This window comes from Erwinia sp. HDF1-3R (assembly GCF_039621855.1).
Classification (GTDB): domain Bacteria; phylum Pseudomonadota; class Gammaproteobacteria; order Enterobacterales; family Enterobacteriaceae; genus Erwinia.
The window spans coordinates 3,781,509-3,796,703 of sequence record NZ_CP155071.1; the positions used below are offsets into that span (position 1 = coordinate 3,781,509).

Consider the following 15,195-nt stretch of genomic DNA (forward strand, 5'->3'; position numbering starts at 1 on the left):
AAAGGACCATAGCGGAACCCCTTCATAGGAGAACCGCCACATGGCACAGGATTATCACCACGGCGTGCGCGTTGAGGAAATCAACGAGGGCACCCGAACCATCACCACCGTCAGCACCGCGATTGTCGGGCTGGTCTGCACCGGCGACGACGCTGACGCGGCAATCTTCCCGCTTAACCGCCCGGTGCTGTTAACCGACGTACTCACCGCCAGCGGTAAGGCCGGGGAATCAGGCACGCTGGCCCGCTCACTGGACGCCATCGCTGATCAGTCGAAACCCGTCACCGTCGTCGTGCGCGTGCCGCAGGGCGAAACCGAAGCGGAAACCACTGCCAACATTATCGGCGGCGTGACCGACGGCCAGCGCACCGGCATGAAGGCTTTGCTGGCCGCGCAGTCTGTCTGCGGCGTAAAGCCCCGCATTCTGGGCGTGCCGGGCCATGACACCAAAGCTGTCTCAACCGAGCTTCTGAGCGTAGCGCAGAGCCTGCGCGGCTTTGCCTACCTGTCAGCCTACGGCTGCAGGAGTGTTGAAGAGGCGATTGCCTACCGCAGCAATTTCAGCCAGCGCGAAGGGATGCTGATCTGGCCTGACTTCATCAACTTTGACACCGTGCTGAAGGCGGACGCGACGGCCTACGCCACCGCCCGCGCGCTGGGCCTGCGCGCCAAAATCGACGAGCAGACCGGCTGGCACAAGTCCCTGTCAAACGTTGGCGTGAACGGCGTCACCGGCATTTCAAAAGACGTTTTCTGGGACCTGCAGGATCCGGCCACTGATGCGGGCCTGCTGAACCAGAACGACGTCACCACGCTGATCCGTAAAGACGGCTTCCGCTTCTGGGGTTCCCGCTGCCTCAGTGATGACGCGCTGTTTCAGTTTGAGTGTTACACCCGCACAGCGCAGGTGCTCATGGACACGATGGCAGAAGCGCAGATGTGGTCCGTTGACGGCGCGCTGAACCCGTCGCTGGCCCGCGACATCATCGAAAGCATCCGCGCGAAGCTGCGCAGCCTGGTGAATCAGGGCTATCTGATTGGCGCGGACTGCTGGCTGGACGAGAGCGTGAACGACAAGGACACGCTCAAGGCGGGCAAGCTGATGATCGATTACGACTACACGCCGGTGGCGCCACTGGAAAACCTGCTTCTGCGCCAGCGCATCACTGACCAGTATCTGGTCGACTTCAGCAGCCGCGTCAGCGCATAAGGAGACGGAAAGATGGCATTACCCCGCAAACTCAAGCATCTGAACCTGTTCAACGCAGGCAACAACTGGCAGGGGCTGGTTGAGTCCGTGACGCTGCCGAAATTCACCCGCAAGTTTGAGAAGTATCGCGGCGGTGGCATGGCCGGTGCTGTGGACATTGACATGGGCCTGGACGATGGCGCGCTGGATACGGAATTCACCATTGGCGGCACTGAAGCGCTGCTGATTAAGCAGATGGGCACCACCACTGTGGACGGCATTCAGCTGCGCTTTACCGGCTCCATTCAGCGCGACGACACCGGCGAAGTGCAAGCGGTCGAGCTGGTCACGCGCGGACGCTATAAGGAGCTGGACTCCGGCGAATGGAAAACCGGCGAATCCAGCACCACCAAAGTGTCCGGCACCAACAGTTACGCAAAGCTGACCATCAACGGCGAAGTGCTCTATGAGTGCGATCTGGTGAACATGATCGAAATCGTGGGCGGCACCGACCTGATGGAAGCGCACCGCAACGCGCTGGGCCTGTAATCACCCCGGCAGGCGCTGCGCCTGCCGCTTATTTCTCTTTTTAACGGAGCTGCATCATGACTGACAAAATCACCACAAATGAAAAAATCGTTGAGCTGGACACCCCGATCCTGCGCGGCAAAAGCGAAATCACACACATCACCGTGCGCAAGCCACAGTCCGGTGCGCTGCGTGGCACCCGCCTGCAGGCGCTGCTGGACATGGACGTGAACGCACTGATCACCGTGCTGCCGCGCATTACCACCCCGGCGCTGACCACGGCGGAAATTAACGAAATGGACCCCGCCGATCTGGTCAGCCTGTCAGTGGAGGTGGTCACTTTTTTGCTGAAGAAGTCGGTCCTGTCGGATTTAGCGACGGCCTGACGGTAGACGATCTGGTGGCGGACATCGCCACCGTCTTTCACTGGCCGCCCTCCGTTACCGAGTCCATGACGCTGACCGAAGTTCTGGAGTGGCGGCACAAAGCAATCCTGCGACACAGGGCCAGCGATGAGTGATAAAAATCTGCGTTTACAGGTCGTGCTGGGCGCGGTCGATAAGCTGACGCCCCCCTTCCGCAGCGCCCGCGACAGCACGCGCGAGCTGGCTGGCACACTGCGCGACACGCGCAACACCCTCAAGGCGCTGGACGCTCAGGCCGGACGCATTGACGGCTTCCGTAAAACCCGCTCACAGCTTGCCGTGACCGCCCATAACCTCAAAGCCGCCCGCGAAGAAGCCGCGCGGATGGCCGTGCAGTTTACGGAAACAAACAAGCCTACCGCCGCGCAGGCCCGCGTGCTGGAGCAGGCAAAGAACCGCGCCAGCCAGCTGCAGCAGACTTACAACGGGCTGCGCCTGTCGGTGCAGCGGCAGCGTGAGGCGCTGGGTGCTGCCGGTGTCGATACGAAGAAACTGAGCCAGGCACAGCGCGAGCTGAAAAGTCAGTCGGACGAGGCGCGCGCCGCCATTGACCGGCAGCAGCAGGCGCTTAAAAAGCTGGGAGATCGGCAGGCAAAAATGCGCGCGGTACGTGAGCGATATTCCCGATCGCTTGAGGTGCGCGACCACGTGGCCGGTGCCGGTGCGGCAACGTCTGCTGCCGGGCTGGCAATGGGCGCGCCGGTGCTGGCCTCCGTGCAATCTTCAGCGGCAATGGAAGACGCCATGAAAGGCGTGGCAAAGCAGGTTAACGGGCTGCGCGACGACAGCGGCAACCGCACGAAGCAGTTCTATGACATGCAGGCCGCCATCAAGGCCGCCAGTGAGCAACTGCCTATGGAAAACGGCGCGATTGACTACGCCGCCCTGGTTGAGGGTGGCGCGCGCATGGGCGTGACTAACCAGAACGATTCTTATGAAGACCAGAAGCGGGACCTGCTGGCCTTTGCCACCACAGCGGCGAAGGCGTCCACTGCGTTTGAGCTGGCCGAAGGGCTGGGCAAGATTGCGCAGCTGTACAAAATCCCCACGCGAAACATTGAACAGCTGGGCGATGCACTGAACTACCTGGACGATAACGCCATGTCCAAAGGGGCGGACATCATTGATGTGCTGCAGCGTATGGGTGGCGTGGCCGACAGGATGAACTTCCGTCAGGTGGCGGCGCTGGGTTCAACATTCCTGACGCTGGGTGCCACCTCTGAGATTGCAGCCAGTTCCGCTAATGCCATGGTGCGCGAGCTGTCTATAGCCACGATGCAGAGTAACCGGTTTATGGACGGCATGGACCTGCTGAAACTGGACCCGGCAAAGATTGAAAAGCAGATGACCACTGATGCGATGGGCACCATCATGCGCGTTCTGGAAAAGGTTAAAAAACTGCCGGACAGCAAGAGAGTGCCCGCGCTGACGATGCTCTTTGGCAAAGAATTTGGGCCTGCAGCGGCAAAACTTGTCAATAACATGCCGGAGCTGCGCCGACAGCTGGCACTGACACAGGGGGATGCTGCAAAGGGTTCGATGCAGAAGGAATCTGACATCAACAAGGACTCGCTTTCGGCACAGTGGATGCTGACCAAAACCGGCGTTTCCAACACCATGAGCGACCTGGGCGATTCGCTGCGCACGCCGCTGATGGACATCATGAACATGGTGAAAAAAGTTACCGGTGCAACCCGCCGCTGGGTGGAAAACAACAAGGAGCTGGCGGGCACGCTGGTAAAAGCAGCGGCGGTCATATCGGCGGTGGTGCTGATGCTGGGCACGTTCATGATCGGCCTGGCAGCAATGCTGGGACCGCTTGCGCTGCTGCGGCTCAGCTTCAACGTGTTAGGTATCAAAGCATTCAGCGCCTTCGGACTAATTAAAAGCGCCATCGGCATCGTGGGGAACGGCGTGCTGTGGCTGGGGCGGCTGATGTTCGCAAACCCGATTCTGGCCGTTATCGGGCTGATTGCCGCCGGGGCGCTGCTTATCTGGCAGAACTGGGACACGCTGGGGCCAAAACTTGCCGCGCTGTGGGACGGCATCAGCACAAAGGTCAGCAGCGTCTGGACCGCGATCCGCACCTACATCAGCACAAAGTGGGGTGAGATTGTAGCCGACGCGAAGGTGCTGCCCGCGCGGTTTCAGGAGGCCGGTTCACAGATGATTGACGGCCTGATGGCGGGCATCAGTCAGAAGTGGGACGCCATCAAAAACAAGCTGTCGTCACTGACCGACTACCTGCCGGACTTTCTGAAACCGGGCGGCGATAAGTCCGGCGGGCCGCAGCTGCCGCGCGCGGCGCAGGCAAAAACGGGGGGCGGTGTATCCCTGCCGCCGGGAGGTTTTCCGGCGTTTGCGGGCATGTACGACAGCGGCGGCTTTATCCCGTCCGGTCAGTTTGGTGTGGCCGGTGAGAACGGACCGGAGCTGGTCAGCGGTCCGGCGAACGTGACCAGCCGCCGGAGCACCGCACGGCTGGCGGCACTGGCGGCGCTGACGCTGGGCGGCGCAGCGACGGCGGAGACAAACCCCCTGCACCCGCTGAGCCTGCCTGTTCAGGCGTACCGGCAGGAAGCACCGCGCATGAGTGGCAGTGCTACACAGGGAGCTGCGCCGCTGATTCATGCCTCCTTCACCATCGTGCAGCAGCCGGGGCAGAATCAGCAGGATCTGGTTGATGAGGTGATGCGCAGGCTGGAGGCAAAAGAGCGGCAGGCGCAGGCCCGCGCCCGCAGCAGTTACCGCGACAGGGGAGGATTTGAGGAATGATGATGACGCTGGGCTTATTTGTTTTCATGCTGAAAACGGTGCCGTATCAGGAACTGCAGTATCAGCGCAGCTGGCGTTTACCGTCAAACAGCCGCGTGGGCGCGAGGCCGTCGCTGCAGTTTTTAGGCCCGGACAACGACACGCTGACGCTTTCCGGCGTGCTGCTGCCGGAGATTACCGGCGGCAGGCTGTCGCTGTTTGCGCTTGAGCAGATTGCGGAGCTGGGCCGCGCATGGCCGCTCATTGAGGGCAGCGGGACGATTTACGGCATGTTCGTGATTGAAAGCCTGAGTCAGACCAAAGCGGAGTTCTTCAGCAGCGGCGTGTGCCGCCGCATTGAATTCACGCTGACGCTGAAGCGCACCGATGAATCTCTGGGGGAAATGTTCGGCAGCCTCAGCGATCAGCTGTCTGCCATGCAGGGCGCAGCAGTTACCGCCGCCGGGAAGGTGAGCGCGGCAGCAGGAGGATTATTTTCATGATGACCAGCCCGTGGATTAACGGTCAGCAGAACTCCCCCGCTTTCCGGCTGACGATGGACGGTGCAGATATCACGCAGAAGCTGGAAAAGCGCCTGCTGAGCCTGACGCTCACTGACAACCGGGGCTTTGAGGCGGACCAGTTGGACATTGAGCTGGACGACGCGGACGGCCAGCTGCAGCTGCCGCGCCGGGGCATTGTGCTGTCGCTTTCGCTGGGCTGGCAGGGTGAGGCGCTGTTTCCGAAAGGCAGCTATACGGTTGACGAGATCGAGCACAGCGGCACACCTGACCGCCTGACGCTGCGGGCGCGCAGCGCGGACTTCCGGCAGACGCTGAACACGAAGCGGGAAAAGTCCTGGCACAAAACCACTGCGGGGGAAATTGTCCAGGATATCGCCGGGCGGCACAAACTGAAGGCTGCGATGGGTGAGGACATGGCAGCAACAGAAATAGACCATCTTGATCAGACCAATGAATCAGACGCCAGCTTTCTGATGCGCCTAGCTAAACAGTGCGGTGCGGTGGCCTGCGTCAAGGACGGTAATCTGCTGTTTATCCGCCAGGGTCAGGGTAAAACGGCAAGCGGCAGAGCGCTGCCGGTTATCACCCTTCAGCGCAGGGACGGAGACAGCCACCGCTTCACCCTGGCGGACCGGGACGCCTACACCGGCGTGATTGCCAGCTGGCTGCACACCCGCGAACCGGCAAAGAAGCCAGTGGCGAAGGTGAAGCGCAGACGCCGTAAAACCACGGTGAAGAAAAAGAAGGAACCGGAGGCGAAGCAAGGGGATTACCTTATCGGCACGGACGAGAACGTGCTCGTACTGAGCCGCACTTACGCGAACCGGGGCAACGCCGAACGGGCGGCAAAAATGCAGTGGGAGCGCCTGCAGCGTGGTGTTGCAACATTCTCAATCCAGCTGGCGAAGGGGCGCGCAGAGCTTTACACGGAAATGCCGGTGAAGGTAAGCGGCTTCAAGCAGCAGATTGATGCGGGGGAATGGATCATCACAACGCTGACGCACAGCCTGAGCGCTGACAGCGGATATACGACCAGTATCGAACTTGAAGTTAAAATCGAGGACTCAAACGTGCAATAGTAATATTTATTATCCTTTTGGATGATCAAGTTAGATATTCAACAGGGCGAATCCTAAATGATGAATTGTCCAAAGTGCTCTCACGCTGCACACACACGCAGCAGTGTTGTGCTCTCTGAGAACACAAAAGAACGATACAATCAATGCCAGAACATCAACTGCGGATGTACTTTCAAATCCTTAGAAACTGTAACCGATATAATCATGTGTCCAGGCAGAGTAAATCCCGTACCGCCCCACCCTGCCCTGCCCGTGGAGGCTCCAAAACATCCCAAGGCCAACTCTGGCTCTAACCCGCTTCGGCGGGTTTTTTAATGCCTACATTTGACTACAAAATAAATCTGCGTAGCCAATCCGTGGACAAGACAATAAAAAAAGGGGCTGGCATCACGCCAACCCCTTGTTTCATATTAACTTTCAGATGTCGCGTTAGCGAGTCCTTAGTTAAGACGCTCTTTGATACGAGCTGACTTACCAGTACGCTCACGCAGGTAGTACAGTTTGGCCTTACGCACGGCGCCACGACGTTTAACAGCAATGCTGTCAATTACCGGTGAGTGAGTCTGGAATACACGCTCAACACCTTCGCCGTTAGAAATTTTACGAACAGTGAATGCAGAGTGCAGACCGCGGTTACGAATAGCGATAACCACGCCCTCGAATGCCTGCAGACGTTTTTTGGAGCCTTCAACGACCCATACTTTCACTTCCACGGAATCACCCGGACGGAATGAAGGTACGTCCTGCTTCATCTGCTCTTGTTCAATTTGCTTGATAATGTTGCTCATAGTTAAATCTCTTATCCTGGGTAAACTGATATTCAGGCATCGCGGCTACTGCCGGGACTGCCCATCATCGTTATGTTGCTGGTTGAACTCCCGCTGGAATTCGGTTAGCAACGTTGCTTGCTCTTCAGTCAGAGCCAGGTTTTCCAGAAGTTCAGGTCTTCTTAGCCAGGTACGGCCCAGCGACTGCTTCAGGCGCCAACGGCGAATTTCAGCATGGTTGCCCGACAGCAGAACTGGCGGAACCTCCATCCCTTCTAATACCTCAGGTCGGGTATAGTGGGGGCAATCCAGCAGACCATCAGAAAACGAATCTTCTTCGGCCGACGCCTGCTTGCCCAGTACGCCAGGTATAAACCGGGCGACAGAGTCAATCAGCGTCATTGCGGGTAGCTCACCACCGCTGAGAACGTAATCGCCAATCGACCATTCTTCGTCGATCTCGGTTTTGATTACGCGCTCATCAATCCCTTCATAGCGACCGCAAACCAGAATTAACTTCTCGCTTGTCGCCAGTTCGCAAACGCCGTTTTGATCGAGTTTGCGCCCCTGAGGTGAAAGATAAATCACCTTTGCACCTTCTCCTGCCGCTGCTTTTGCTGCGTGGATGGCATCCCGTAAGGGTTGAACCATCATTAGCATCCCCGGTCCGCCACCGTAAGGACGTTCGTCCACGGTACGGTGCCGGTCATGAGCGAAGTCACGAGGACTCCAGCTCTGAATGCTGAGCAGGCCATTTTTTACTGCCCGGCCGGTTACTCCGTAGTCGGTAACCGCGCTAAACATCTCCGGGAACAGGCTGATTATGCCTATCCACAGCGACGGCGCTGGCGTGTTACCACGTTGTCCGGAGCTCAAAAACCAGGATCCCAATCTACTTCGATACTGCCGGTAGAGAGATCGACATTCTTGATAACCTGTCCATCAAGGAACGGAATCAGCCGCTCCTTCGCACCAAATGCATCCTTCAGGTTTGCTTTCACGACGAGAACGTCGTTCGAACCGGTTTCCATCAACTCCGTGACTTTACCCAGTTCGTAGCCTTCAGTTGTGACCACCTGGCAACCGATAAGGTCTTTCCAGTAATAGTCACCGCTGTCCAGCACAGGCAGCTGTTCAGAATTAACGATAATCTCGCAATTCGTCAGCAGACCTGCTGCATCACGATCTTCAATGCCTTTGACCTTGATGATCATGTCCTGATTGTGGCGCTTCCAGCCTTCCAGCTCGATTAGCTGCCATTGACCCGCCCGCTGGATAAACCACGGCTGATAGTCAAAAATGCTTTCGGCATCTTCGGTGGAGGAAAACACTTTGAGCCAACCACGGATGCCATAGGCCGATCCCATTTTCCCTAATACTAACGGGTTAGCGGGAGGCTGCGCGGCGAGTTGCTTGCTCATGTTGACCACCGTGACAGATTAAGCTGCTTTCTTAGCTTGTTTGATCAGCGCACCAACGCGATCGGACAGCGTAGCGCCCTGGCCAACCCAGTGCTCAATGCGGTCCAGGTCCAGGCGCAGTGCTTCAGCCTGACCAGATGCGATTGGGTTGAAGAAACCAACGCGCTCAATGAAACGACCGTTGCGAGCATTGCGGCTGTCAGTGACGACTACCTGATAAAACGGACGCTTTTTAGCGCCGTGACGTGCCAAACGAATTGTTACCATAACATCCTCTTGAGTTAATAAAACAACCGGGCCCCATTGAGGGAACGGGGCCCGGATGCAATATAAAAAGCCCGAAAATTTTACTCATTTTGGCGCAAAAAGCAATCTAATTCGCCTGAGCGCTTTTCCGGCTGACTTATCGGCCTGGGAATCCCGGCGGCATCATACCCTTCATGCCGCGCATCATCTTCGCCATACCGCCCTTCTTCATCTTCTTCATCATGCGCTGCATGTCGTCAAACTGCTTAAGCAAGCGGTTAACGTCCTGCACCTGCATGCCAGAACCTGTTGCAATACGGCGCTTGCGTGAGCCTTTGATAATTTCCGGCTTCTCACGCTCTTTACGCGTCATGGAGTTAATCATCGCCTCCATACGCACCAGCACCTTATCGTCCATCTGTGACTTCACGTTGTCCGGCAGTTGCCCCATACCCGGCAGCTTACCCATCAGGCTGGCCATGCCGCCCATGTTACGCATCTGCTTAAGCTGATCCAGAAAGTCGTTCAGATCGAAGCCATCGCCTTTTTTGAGCTTGCTGGCGAGTTTCTCCGCCTGGGCACGGTCAACTTTGCTTTCGATATCTTCGATCAGCGACAGCACGTCGCCCATGCCTAAGATACGCGAGGCAATACGGTCCGGGTAGAAGGGTTCCAGCGCGTCGGTTTTCTCACCCACGCCCATAAATTTGATCGGTTTGCCGGTGATATGACGGATAGAGAGGGCCGCACCACCTCGTGCATCACCGTCGACCTTGGTCAGCACGACACCGGTCAGCGGCAGCGCTTCATTAAACGCTTTTGCCGTATTGGCGGCGTCCTGGCCGGTCATCGCATCGACCACAAACAGGGTTTCAACCGGATTAATCGCGGCATGAACCTGTTTGATTTCGTCCATCATGGCTTCGTCAACGTGCAGACGGCCGGCGGTATCCACCAGCAGCACGTCGTAGAATTTCAGCTTTGCCTGCTGAAGCGCGTTTTTAACAATGTCGACCGGCTTCTGGCTGAGATCGGAAGGGCAGAAATCCACGCCAACCTGTTCAGCAAGCGTCTCCAGCTGTTTGATCGCCGCCGGGCGATATACGTCGGCCGAGACCACCAGCACTTTTTTCTTGTGCTTTTCGCGCAGGAATTTACCCAGCTTACCGACGCTGGTGGTTTTACCCGCACCCTGCAGGCCCGCCATCAGGACGACCGCCGGGGGCTGAGCCGCGAGGTTGAGGGTATTATTTTCCGCCCCCATCGCCACGACCAGCTCGTTCTGGACTATCTTGACGAACTCCTGACCGGGCGTGAGGCTCTTATTGACGTCCTGGCCTACTGCGCGCTCTTTTACGCGGCCAATAAAGTCCCGCACCACCGGCAGCGCAACGTCCGCCTCAAGCAGCGCCATACGCACTTCACGCAGGGTGTCCTTGATGTTGTCTTCTGTCAGCCTTCCGCGGCCACTGATATTGCGCAGGGTCTGCGACAATCTGTCGGTTAAATTATCAAACATCGTCTCTCGCTCAACGTAATGAGAGGTCGCCAGGCGACACAATGGGACGGATTATAACATGAAGCGACCAGGCTGTGTCCCGCAATTGTACGCATTACCAGCGTGGAAGATGGCCGCGAATCTCCGCCTTCATTGTGGAGATCGTTTGGAGCCAGCAGCGGCTGGCGCTATACTGCTTTTTTCTTTGTCTTACCGGTAGCTAACATTATTTATGGCCGTTTTTTCGATTGTCGCCCTGTGCGCCTACTCCTCCAGCCTTGCCCTGATTGTCCCCAGCCTGCTGCGCAAACAGAGCGGCTGGCGTCGACTGGCCGTCATCTCAGCGTTTATTGCGCTGTTTTGCCACGCCGTAGCGCTGGAGCAGCGGATTTTTGCCATGGGCAGCGGCCAGAATCTGAGCCTGCTGAATATTGCTTCGCTGGTTAGCCTGATTATCTGCGCGATTATGACCATCGTCGCCTCGCGCAATCGCGGCTGGATACTGCTGCCCATCGTTTACAGCTTCGCGCTGATTAACCTGGCCTTTGCGACCTTTGTGCCCAATGCCTTTATCACGCATCTGGAAACCACACCGGTCATGCTGGTGCACATCGGTTTTGCGCTATTCGCCTATTCCACGCTAATTATTGCTGCACTTTATGCCCTCCAGCTGGCCTGGATAGACTACCTTCTTAAGCATAAGAAGCTGGCATTCAGTAGCGATATCCCCCCGCTGATGACCATCGAACGCAAGATGTTTCATATCACGCAGGTGGGCGTGGTGCTGCTGACGCTGGTGCTGTGCACCGGCCTGTTCTATATGCATGATTTATTCAGCCGCGAGAATATCGACAAGGCCGTTCTGTCCATTCTCGCCTGGTTTGTTTATATCGTTTTACTCTGGGGTCACTACCATGAGGGCTGGCGCGGACGCCGCGTAGCCTGGTTCAACTGTGGCGGCGCATTGCTGCTGACGATGGCCTACTTTGGTAGCCGGATGCTGCAACACTTCCTGACCTCCTGATCGCTTAATACAAGGAATTCCCTCGTTGGAACACGTTTCAACCACCACACTGATCGTTACGCTGGTCATCATGATTCTGGTCTCGGCCTGGTTCGCCGGCTCCGAAACCGGCATGATGACGCTCAATCGCTACAAGCTGCGCCATCAGGCCAAAAACGGCAATCGCGCGGCACGTCGCGTAGAAAAACTCCTCCGCCGTCCTGACCGCTTACTCAGTCTGGTGCTGATCGGCAACAACCTCGTCAATATCCTGGCGTCGGCGCTGGCCACCATTGTCGGCATGCGTCTCCATGGCGATGAAGGCGTGGCCATTGCCACCGGTATTCTGACCTTCTGCGTGCTGGTGTTTGCCGAGGTTCTGCCAAAAACAATCGCCGCGCTTTATCCTGAAAAAGTGGCCCTTCCCAGCAGCCTTCTGCTCGGCCCGCTGCAGGTGATAATGATGCCGGTGGTCTGGTTGCTCAATACCATCACCCGCATCCTGATGCGCCTGGTCGGCATGAAGACCGACGGTGCCGTTAATTCAGCGCTCAGCAAGGAAGAGCTGCGAACCATCGTCTACGAGTCCCGCTCGCTGATGTCGCGCCGTAACCAGGACATGCTGCTGTCGGTGCTGGATCTGGAAAAAGTTAACGTTGATGACATCATGGTGCCGCGCAACGAGATTGTGGGCATCAATATCAATGACGACTGGAAATCCATTGTCCGCCAGCTCACCCACTCGCCGCACGGTCGCATCGTGCTCTACCGCGATTCGCTGGATGACACCATCAGCATGCTGCGGGTGCGCGAAGCCTACCGCCTGATGACCGAAAAGAAAGAGTTCACCAAAGAGGTGATGCTGCGCGCGGCCGATGAAATCTATTACATTCCTGAGGGCACCCCGCTAAACGTTCAGCTGGTGAAATTTCAGCGTAATAAGGAAAAAGTCGGCATGGTGGTGGACGAGTATGGCGACATCAAAGGCCTGATCACCATTGAAGACATTCTGGAAGAGATTGTGGGCGACTTTACCACCTCAATGTCTCCTACGCTGGCCGAAGAGGTGATGCCGCAAAATGATGGTTCGGTGCTGATTGAAGGCAGCGCTAACGTGCGTGAACTGAACAAGGCTTTCAACTGGACGCTACCGGAAGATGAAGCCCGCACCATTAACGGTATGGTACTGGAAGCGCTGGAGGACATCCCCCTGCCCAATACCACCATACGTATAGGTCACTACGCGATAGATATTCTCGACGTGCAGGAAAACATGATCAAGCAGGTAAAAATCACGCCCAAAAAATCACTGAAGGAATCGGTAGGATCGTAGATAGCATGCAGATGGTATCGGTGAGGTCGCAGACAATACACGGATGGAATCGTTAGGGTCACAGATATAACTCAGGGGAGCATCGTCTCCCCTGATGAACATAGCTCTCAGGGCCGGTACTGCCGGCCCCTTCAAACTAGATATGCAGTTCCTTCAGCTTCTCTTTCGGCAGCGCCAGCTCGTCGTTGTGATTCACGCGAATGTCGTTGTCGATGATATGCCGTGCGATATCCTGCGCTTCATCCAGCGAGTGCATCTGGTAGGTGCCGCACTGATACTCATTCAGCTCAGGGATAGTGCGCTGGTCAGTAACCTTCAGCACATCCTGCATCGCCTCTTTCCAGGCTTTCGCCACTCGCTGCTCGTCTGGCGTACCAATCAGGCTCATATAGAACCCTGTGCGGCATCCCATAGGTGAAATGTCGATAATCTCAACCCCATCACCGTTCAGGTGGTTGCGCATAAAGCCAGCAAACAAATGCTCCAGCGTATGGATACCGCGCTCAGGCATCACTTCTTTGTTCGGCTTGCAGAAACGCAGATCGAAGACGGTAAGGGTATCGCCATGAGGAGTGTTCATGGTCTTAGCAACGCGAACCGCAGGGGCTGCCATGATAGTGTGATCAACGGTAAAGCTATCCAGCAATGGCATATTGTTACCTCAACAAATGAATTTATTTATACAACGATGAAACTTTCTCTGTCGCACCCGGTCTGAATATATGAAAGACGCGCAATTTTGTTATCATCATCCCTGACATCAGTGATGTTACTTTGGCCACAGTGATGTGGCCATTTTCTTTTTCAGCTGCGACTCTTCAAAAAATCTTCAAAGCTAAGCGTATCACTTTCTTCAATTTCCTGCTGCTTACGGCTGGAGCATTCCGCTTCCTGCGCAAACTGTGATGCATTCAGCACCTCAAGCGGCTCTTCCGCCAGCTGCTCCCGATACTCTTCCGCCAGCGCCAGTCCCGTTCCGCTGATGCCGTTCTCTTTCATTATGGCCAGTATACGCGCGGAGAAGGTCAGTTCCGGATCGTCGAATGCGGCAACCAGACGGTCACAGACCTCCTGGTACTGGCGATCGCCCTGCTGGCTGTCCAGCGTCTCTGCCACCCTTCTAAGGTCCCGGAACAGGGTCTTCCCGGCCTCGGCCAGCGAGATCTGTGCTTCACCGCAGCCTATGCCCAGCATCAGTCCTGGCTTACGTCCTTCCAGAATCACCCGATTCCAGTTCTCACGCGTACAGAGTAGCTCATCGCTGCTCATTTCCGGCGCTTCGGCCAGCGTACACCAGATCAGGAACAGATCGAGGAAGCGAACCTGATTCGCATCCACGCCGGTTGGGGAGAACGGATTGATATCCAGGGAGCGCACCTCGATATATTCAATCCCACCGCGCAGCAGCGCATCAGACGGGTTCTCACCCGGACGCGTCACGCGCTTAGGGCGTACAGGCGCATAAAGTTCGTTCTCTATCTGCAACACATTCGTGTTGAGCTGTAGCCAGTTGCCCGCAGCATTTTTGGTGCCCATACGGGCGTATTCTGCCGAAGGCGTTTTAATCGCCGCTTTTAACGCTTTCACATAGCCGGGCAGCTCATTAAAGGTAATACCCAGCCCGCTTTGCGACTTGTTGGTGTAGCCCAGATCGCTCAGACGCAGCGAGGTCGCATACGGCAGATAAAGTAACCCTTTTTCGGTACGCTCAAACGGCAGCTTAGTTTCTTTGCCCTGCAGGAAAGAGTCGCAGATCGCCGGTGAGGCACCAAACAGATAGGGGATCAGCCAGCCAAAACGGTAGTAGTTACGGATCAGGCGCAGATAGCCATCAGAAATGGCCTCATGGCCGCTTTTCTCGTCCTTGATATCAGCCCATGCCTGCCAGAAAGAGAGCGGCAGAGAGAAGTTATAGTGCACGCCGGAGATAACCTGCATCAGCGCGCCGTAGCGATTCTTCAGACCCTGACGATAGAGGGTTTTCATCTGCCCGATATTTGACTTGCCGTACTGCGCCAGCTCGATCTGGTCGCTGTCCTCGATCATACAGGGCATGCTCATCGGCCACATACGCTCTTCGCCCAACTCACTGGCGGCGTGGCGATGAATATCACGCAGAAACGCCAGCAGATGATCGATGTTGTCATCAACCGGCGTAATAAATTCCAGCAGCGTTTCAGCAAAGTCGGTGGTGATCCACTTGTGCGTTAAAGCCGAACCCAGCGATTTAGGGTGCCCGGTAGTGGCCAGATGGCCATCGGGTCGGACACGCAGCGTTTCACGCTCGATACCGCGACCAATGCCTTTCAGTGCGTCAGGGTGCGCTTCCAGCCAGGATAGCGCCTGTGATACGTCCGGGATCAAATTGACCTCCCGCTCGGAGAAAATTTATTATTGTTTAGCATAATGTTAACCGCAGCGCCGAAGA

Annotated in this window: 17 protein-coding genes; 10 read left to right on the top strand and 7 right to left on the bottom strand. The window is 56.6% G+C overall.

What is annotated here, in order from left to right:
• Window positions 1–40 precede the first annotated feature (40 nt).
• From AAGR22_RS17185 to AAGR22_RS17220, 8 genes are read left to right on the top strand one after another with little or no spacing between them, the layout of a single operon-like run.
• Window positions 41–1,210 carry a phage tail sheath protein gene (locus tag AAGR22_RS17185; RefSeq protein ID WP_345828704.1) on the top strand — a complete coding sequence of 390 codons (1,170 nt, stop codon included), beginning with the start codon at window positions 41–43 and terminating at the stop codon, window positions 1,208–1,210.
• A 12-nt stretch (window positions 1,211–1,222) separates the two neighbouring features.
• Complete coding sequence (locus AAGR22_RS17190; RefSeq protein WP_060680951.1) at window positions 1,223–1,738, top strand: phage major tail tube protein; 516 nt, start codon at window positions 1,223–1,225, stop codon at window positions 1,736–1,738.
• Between the two features lie 56 nt (window positions 1,739–1,794).
• Window positions 1,795–2,103: a phage tail assembly protein gene (locus AAGR22_RS17195; RefSeq protein ID WP_345828707.1), complete on the top strand. Its 309-nt coding sequence runs from the start codon at window positions 1,795–1,797 to the stop codon at window positions 2,101–2,103.
• Between the two features lie 14 nt (window positions 2,104–2,117).
• The gene (locus AAGR22_RS17200; protein ID WP_033786692.1) at window positions 2,118–2,237 is read left to right on the top strand and encodes a GpE family phage tail protein; all 120 of its coding nucleotides are present in this window, start codon (window positions 2,118–2,120) and stop codon (window positions 2,235–2,237) included.
• Window positions 2,230–4,917, top strand: a complete 2,688-nt coding sequence (locus AAGR22_RS17205) for a phage tail tape measure protein (protein ID WP_345828708.1) — start codon at window positions 2,230–2,232, stop codon at window positions 4,915–4,917. The genes AAGR22_RS17200 and AAGR22_RS17205 overlap by 8 nt, the downstream gene beginning before the upstream one ends.
• Window positions 4,914–5,399 (top strand): phage tail protein, encoded by a 486-nt coding sequence (locus AAGR22_RS17210; RefSeq protein ID WP_345828710.1) that lies wholly within the window; start codon window positions 4,914–4,916, stop codon window positions 5,397–5,399. Before AAGR22_RS17205 ends, AAGR22_RS17210 begins: the two co-directional genes overlap by 4 nt.
• Complete coding sequence (locus AAGR22_RS17215; protein ID WP_345828712.1) at window positions 5,396–6,499, top strand: phage late control D family protein; 1,104 nt, start codon at window positions 5,396–5,398, stop codon at window positions 6,497–6,499. Before AAGR22_RS17210 ends, AAGR22_RS17215 begins: the two co-directional genes overlap by 4 nt.
• Window positions 6,500–6,556: 57 nt before the next feature.
• A complete protein-coding gene (locus AAGR22_RS17220) occupies window positions 6,557–6,814 on the top strand; it encodes an ogr/Delta-like zinc finger family protein (protein ID WP_345828714.1) in 258 nt (85 codons plus the stop codon).
• A gap of 125 nt (window positions 6,815–6,939) precedes the next feature.
• On the opposite strand, the gene rplS is transcribed toward AAGR22_RS17220, so the two are convergent.
• The 5 genes from rplS to ffh form a co-directional block, all read right to left on the bottom strand.
• On the bottom strand, window positions 6,940–7,287 hold the full coding sequence (gene rplS / locus AAGR22_RS17225; protein ID WP_003849035.1) for a 50S ribosomal protein L19: 348 nt from the start codon (window positions 7,285–7,287) through the stop codon (window positions 6,940–6,942).
• Window positions 7,288–7,332: 45 nt separating this feature from the next.
• Window positions 7,333–8,142, bottom strand: coding sequence for a tRNA (guanosine(37)-N1)-methyltransferase TrmD (gene trmD / locus AAGR22_RS17230; protein WP_067707859.1), 810 nt, complete (start codon window positions 8,140–8,142; stop codon window positions 7,333–7,335).
• The gene (gene rimM / locus AAGR22_RS17235) at window positions 8,139–8,687 is read right to left on the bottom strand and encodes a ribosome maturation factor RimM (RefSeq protein ID WP_067707856.1); all 549 of its coding nucleotides are present in this window, start codon (window positions 8,685–8,687) and stop codon (window positions 8,139–8,141) included. The genes trmD and rimM overlap by 4 nt, the downstream gene beginning before the upstream one ends.
• A gap of 18 nt (window positions 8,688–8,705) precedes the next feature.
• A complete protein-coding gene (gene rpsP, locus AAGR22_RS17240; protein WP_067707853.1) occupies window positions 8,706–8,954 on the bottom strand; it encodes a 30S ribosomal protein S16 in 249 nt (82 codons plus the stop codon).
• Between the two features lie 136 nt (window positions 8,955–9,090).
• The gene (gene ffh, locus AAGR22_RS17245) at window positions 9,091–10,452 is read right to left on the bottom strand and encodes a signal recognition particle protein (protein WP_067707849.1); all 1,362 of its coding nucleotides are present in this window, start codon (window positions 10,450–10,452) and stop codon (window positions 9,091–9,093) included.
• A gap of 211 nt (window positions 10,453–10,663) precedes the next feature.
• Between ffh and AAGR22_RS17250 the strand changes: the two genes are divergently transcribed.
• The gene (locus AAGR22_RS17250; RefSeq protein ID WP_345828716.1) at window positions 10,664–11,455 is read left to right on the top strand and encodes an inner membrane protein YpjD; all 792 of its coding nucleotides are present in this window, start codon (window positions 10,664–10,666) and stop codon (window positions 11,453–11,455) included.
• Window positions 11,456–11,480: 25 nt separating this feature from the next.
• Window positions 11,481–12,767: an HlyC/CorC family transporter gene (locus tag AAGR22_RS17255; RefSeq protein WP_067707843.1), complete on the top strand. Its 1,287-nt coding sequence runs from the start codon at window positions 11,481–11,483 to the stop codon at window positions 12,765–12,767.
• A 136-nt stretch (window positions 12,768–12,903) separates the two neighbouring features.
• Here the strand turns inward: AAGR22_RS17255 and luxS are convergent, their stop codons facing one another.
• Entirely contained in the window at window positions 12,904–13,419 is a 516-nt protein-coding gene (gene luxS / locus AAGR22_RS17260; RefSeq protein WP_067707840.1) for an S-ribosylhomocysteine lyase, read from the bottom strand.
• Window positions 13,420–13,571: 152 nt separating this feature from the next.
• Entirely contained in the window at window positions 13,572–15,131 is a 1,560-nt protein-coding gene (gshA, locus tag AAGR22_RS17265) for a glutamate--cysteine ligase (protein WP_345828717.1), read from the bottom strand.
• Window positions 15,132–15,195: the final 64 nt, after the last annotated feature.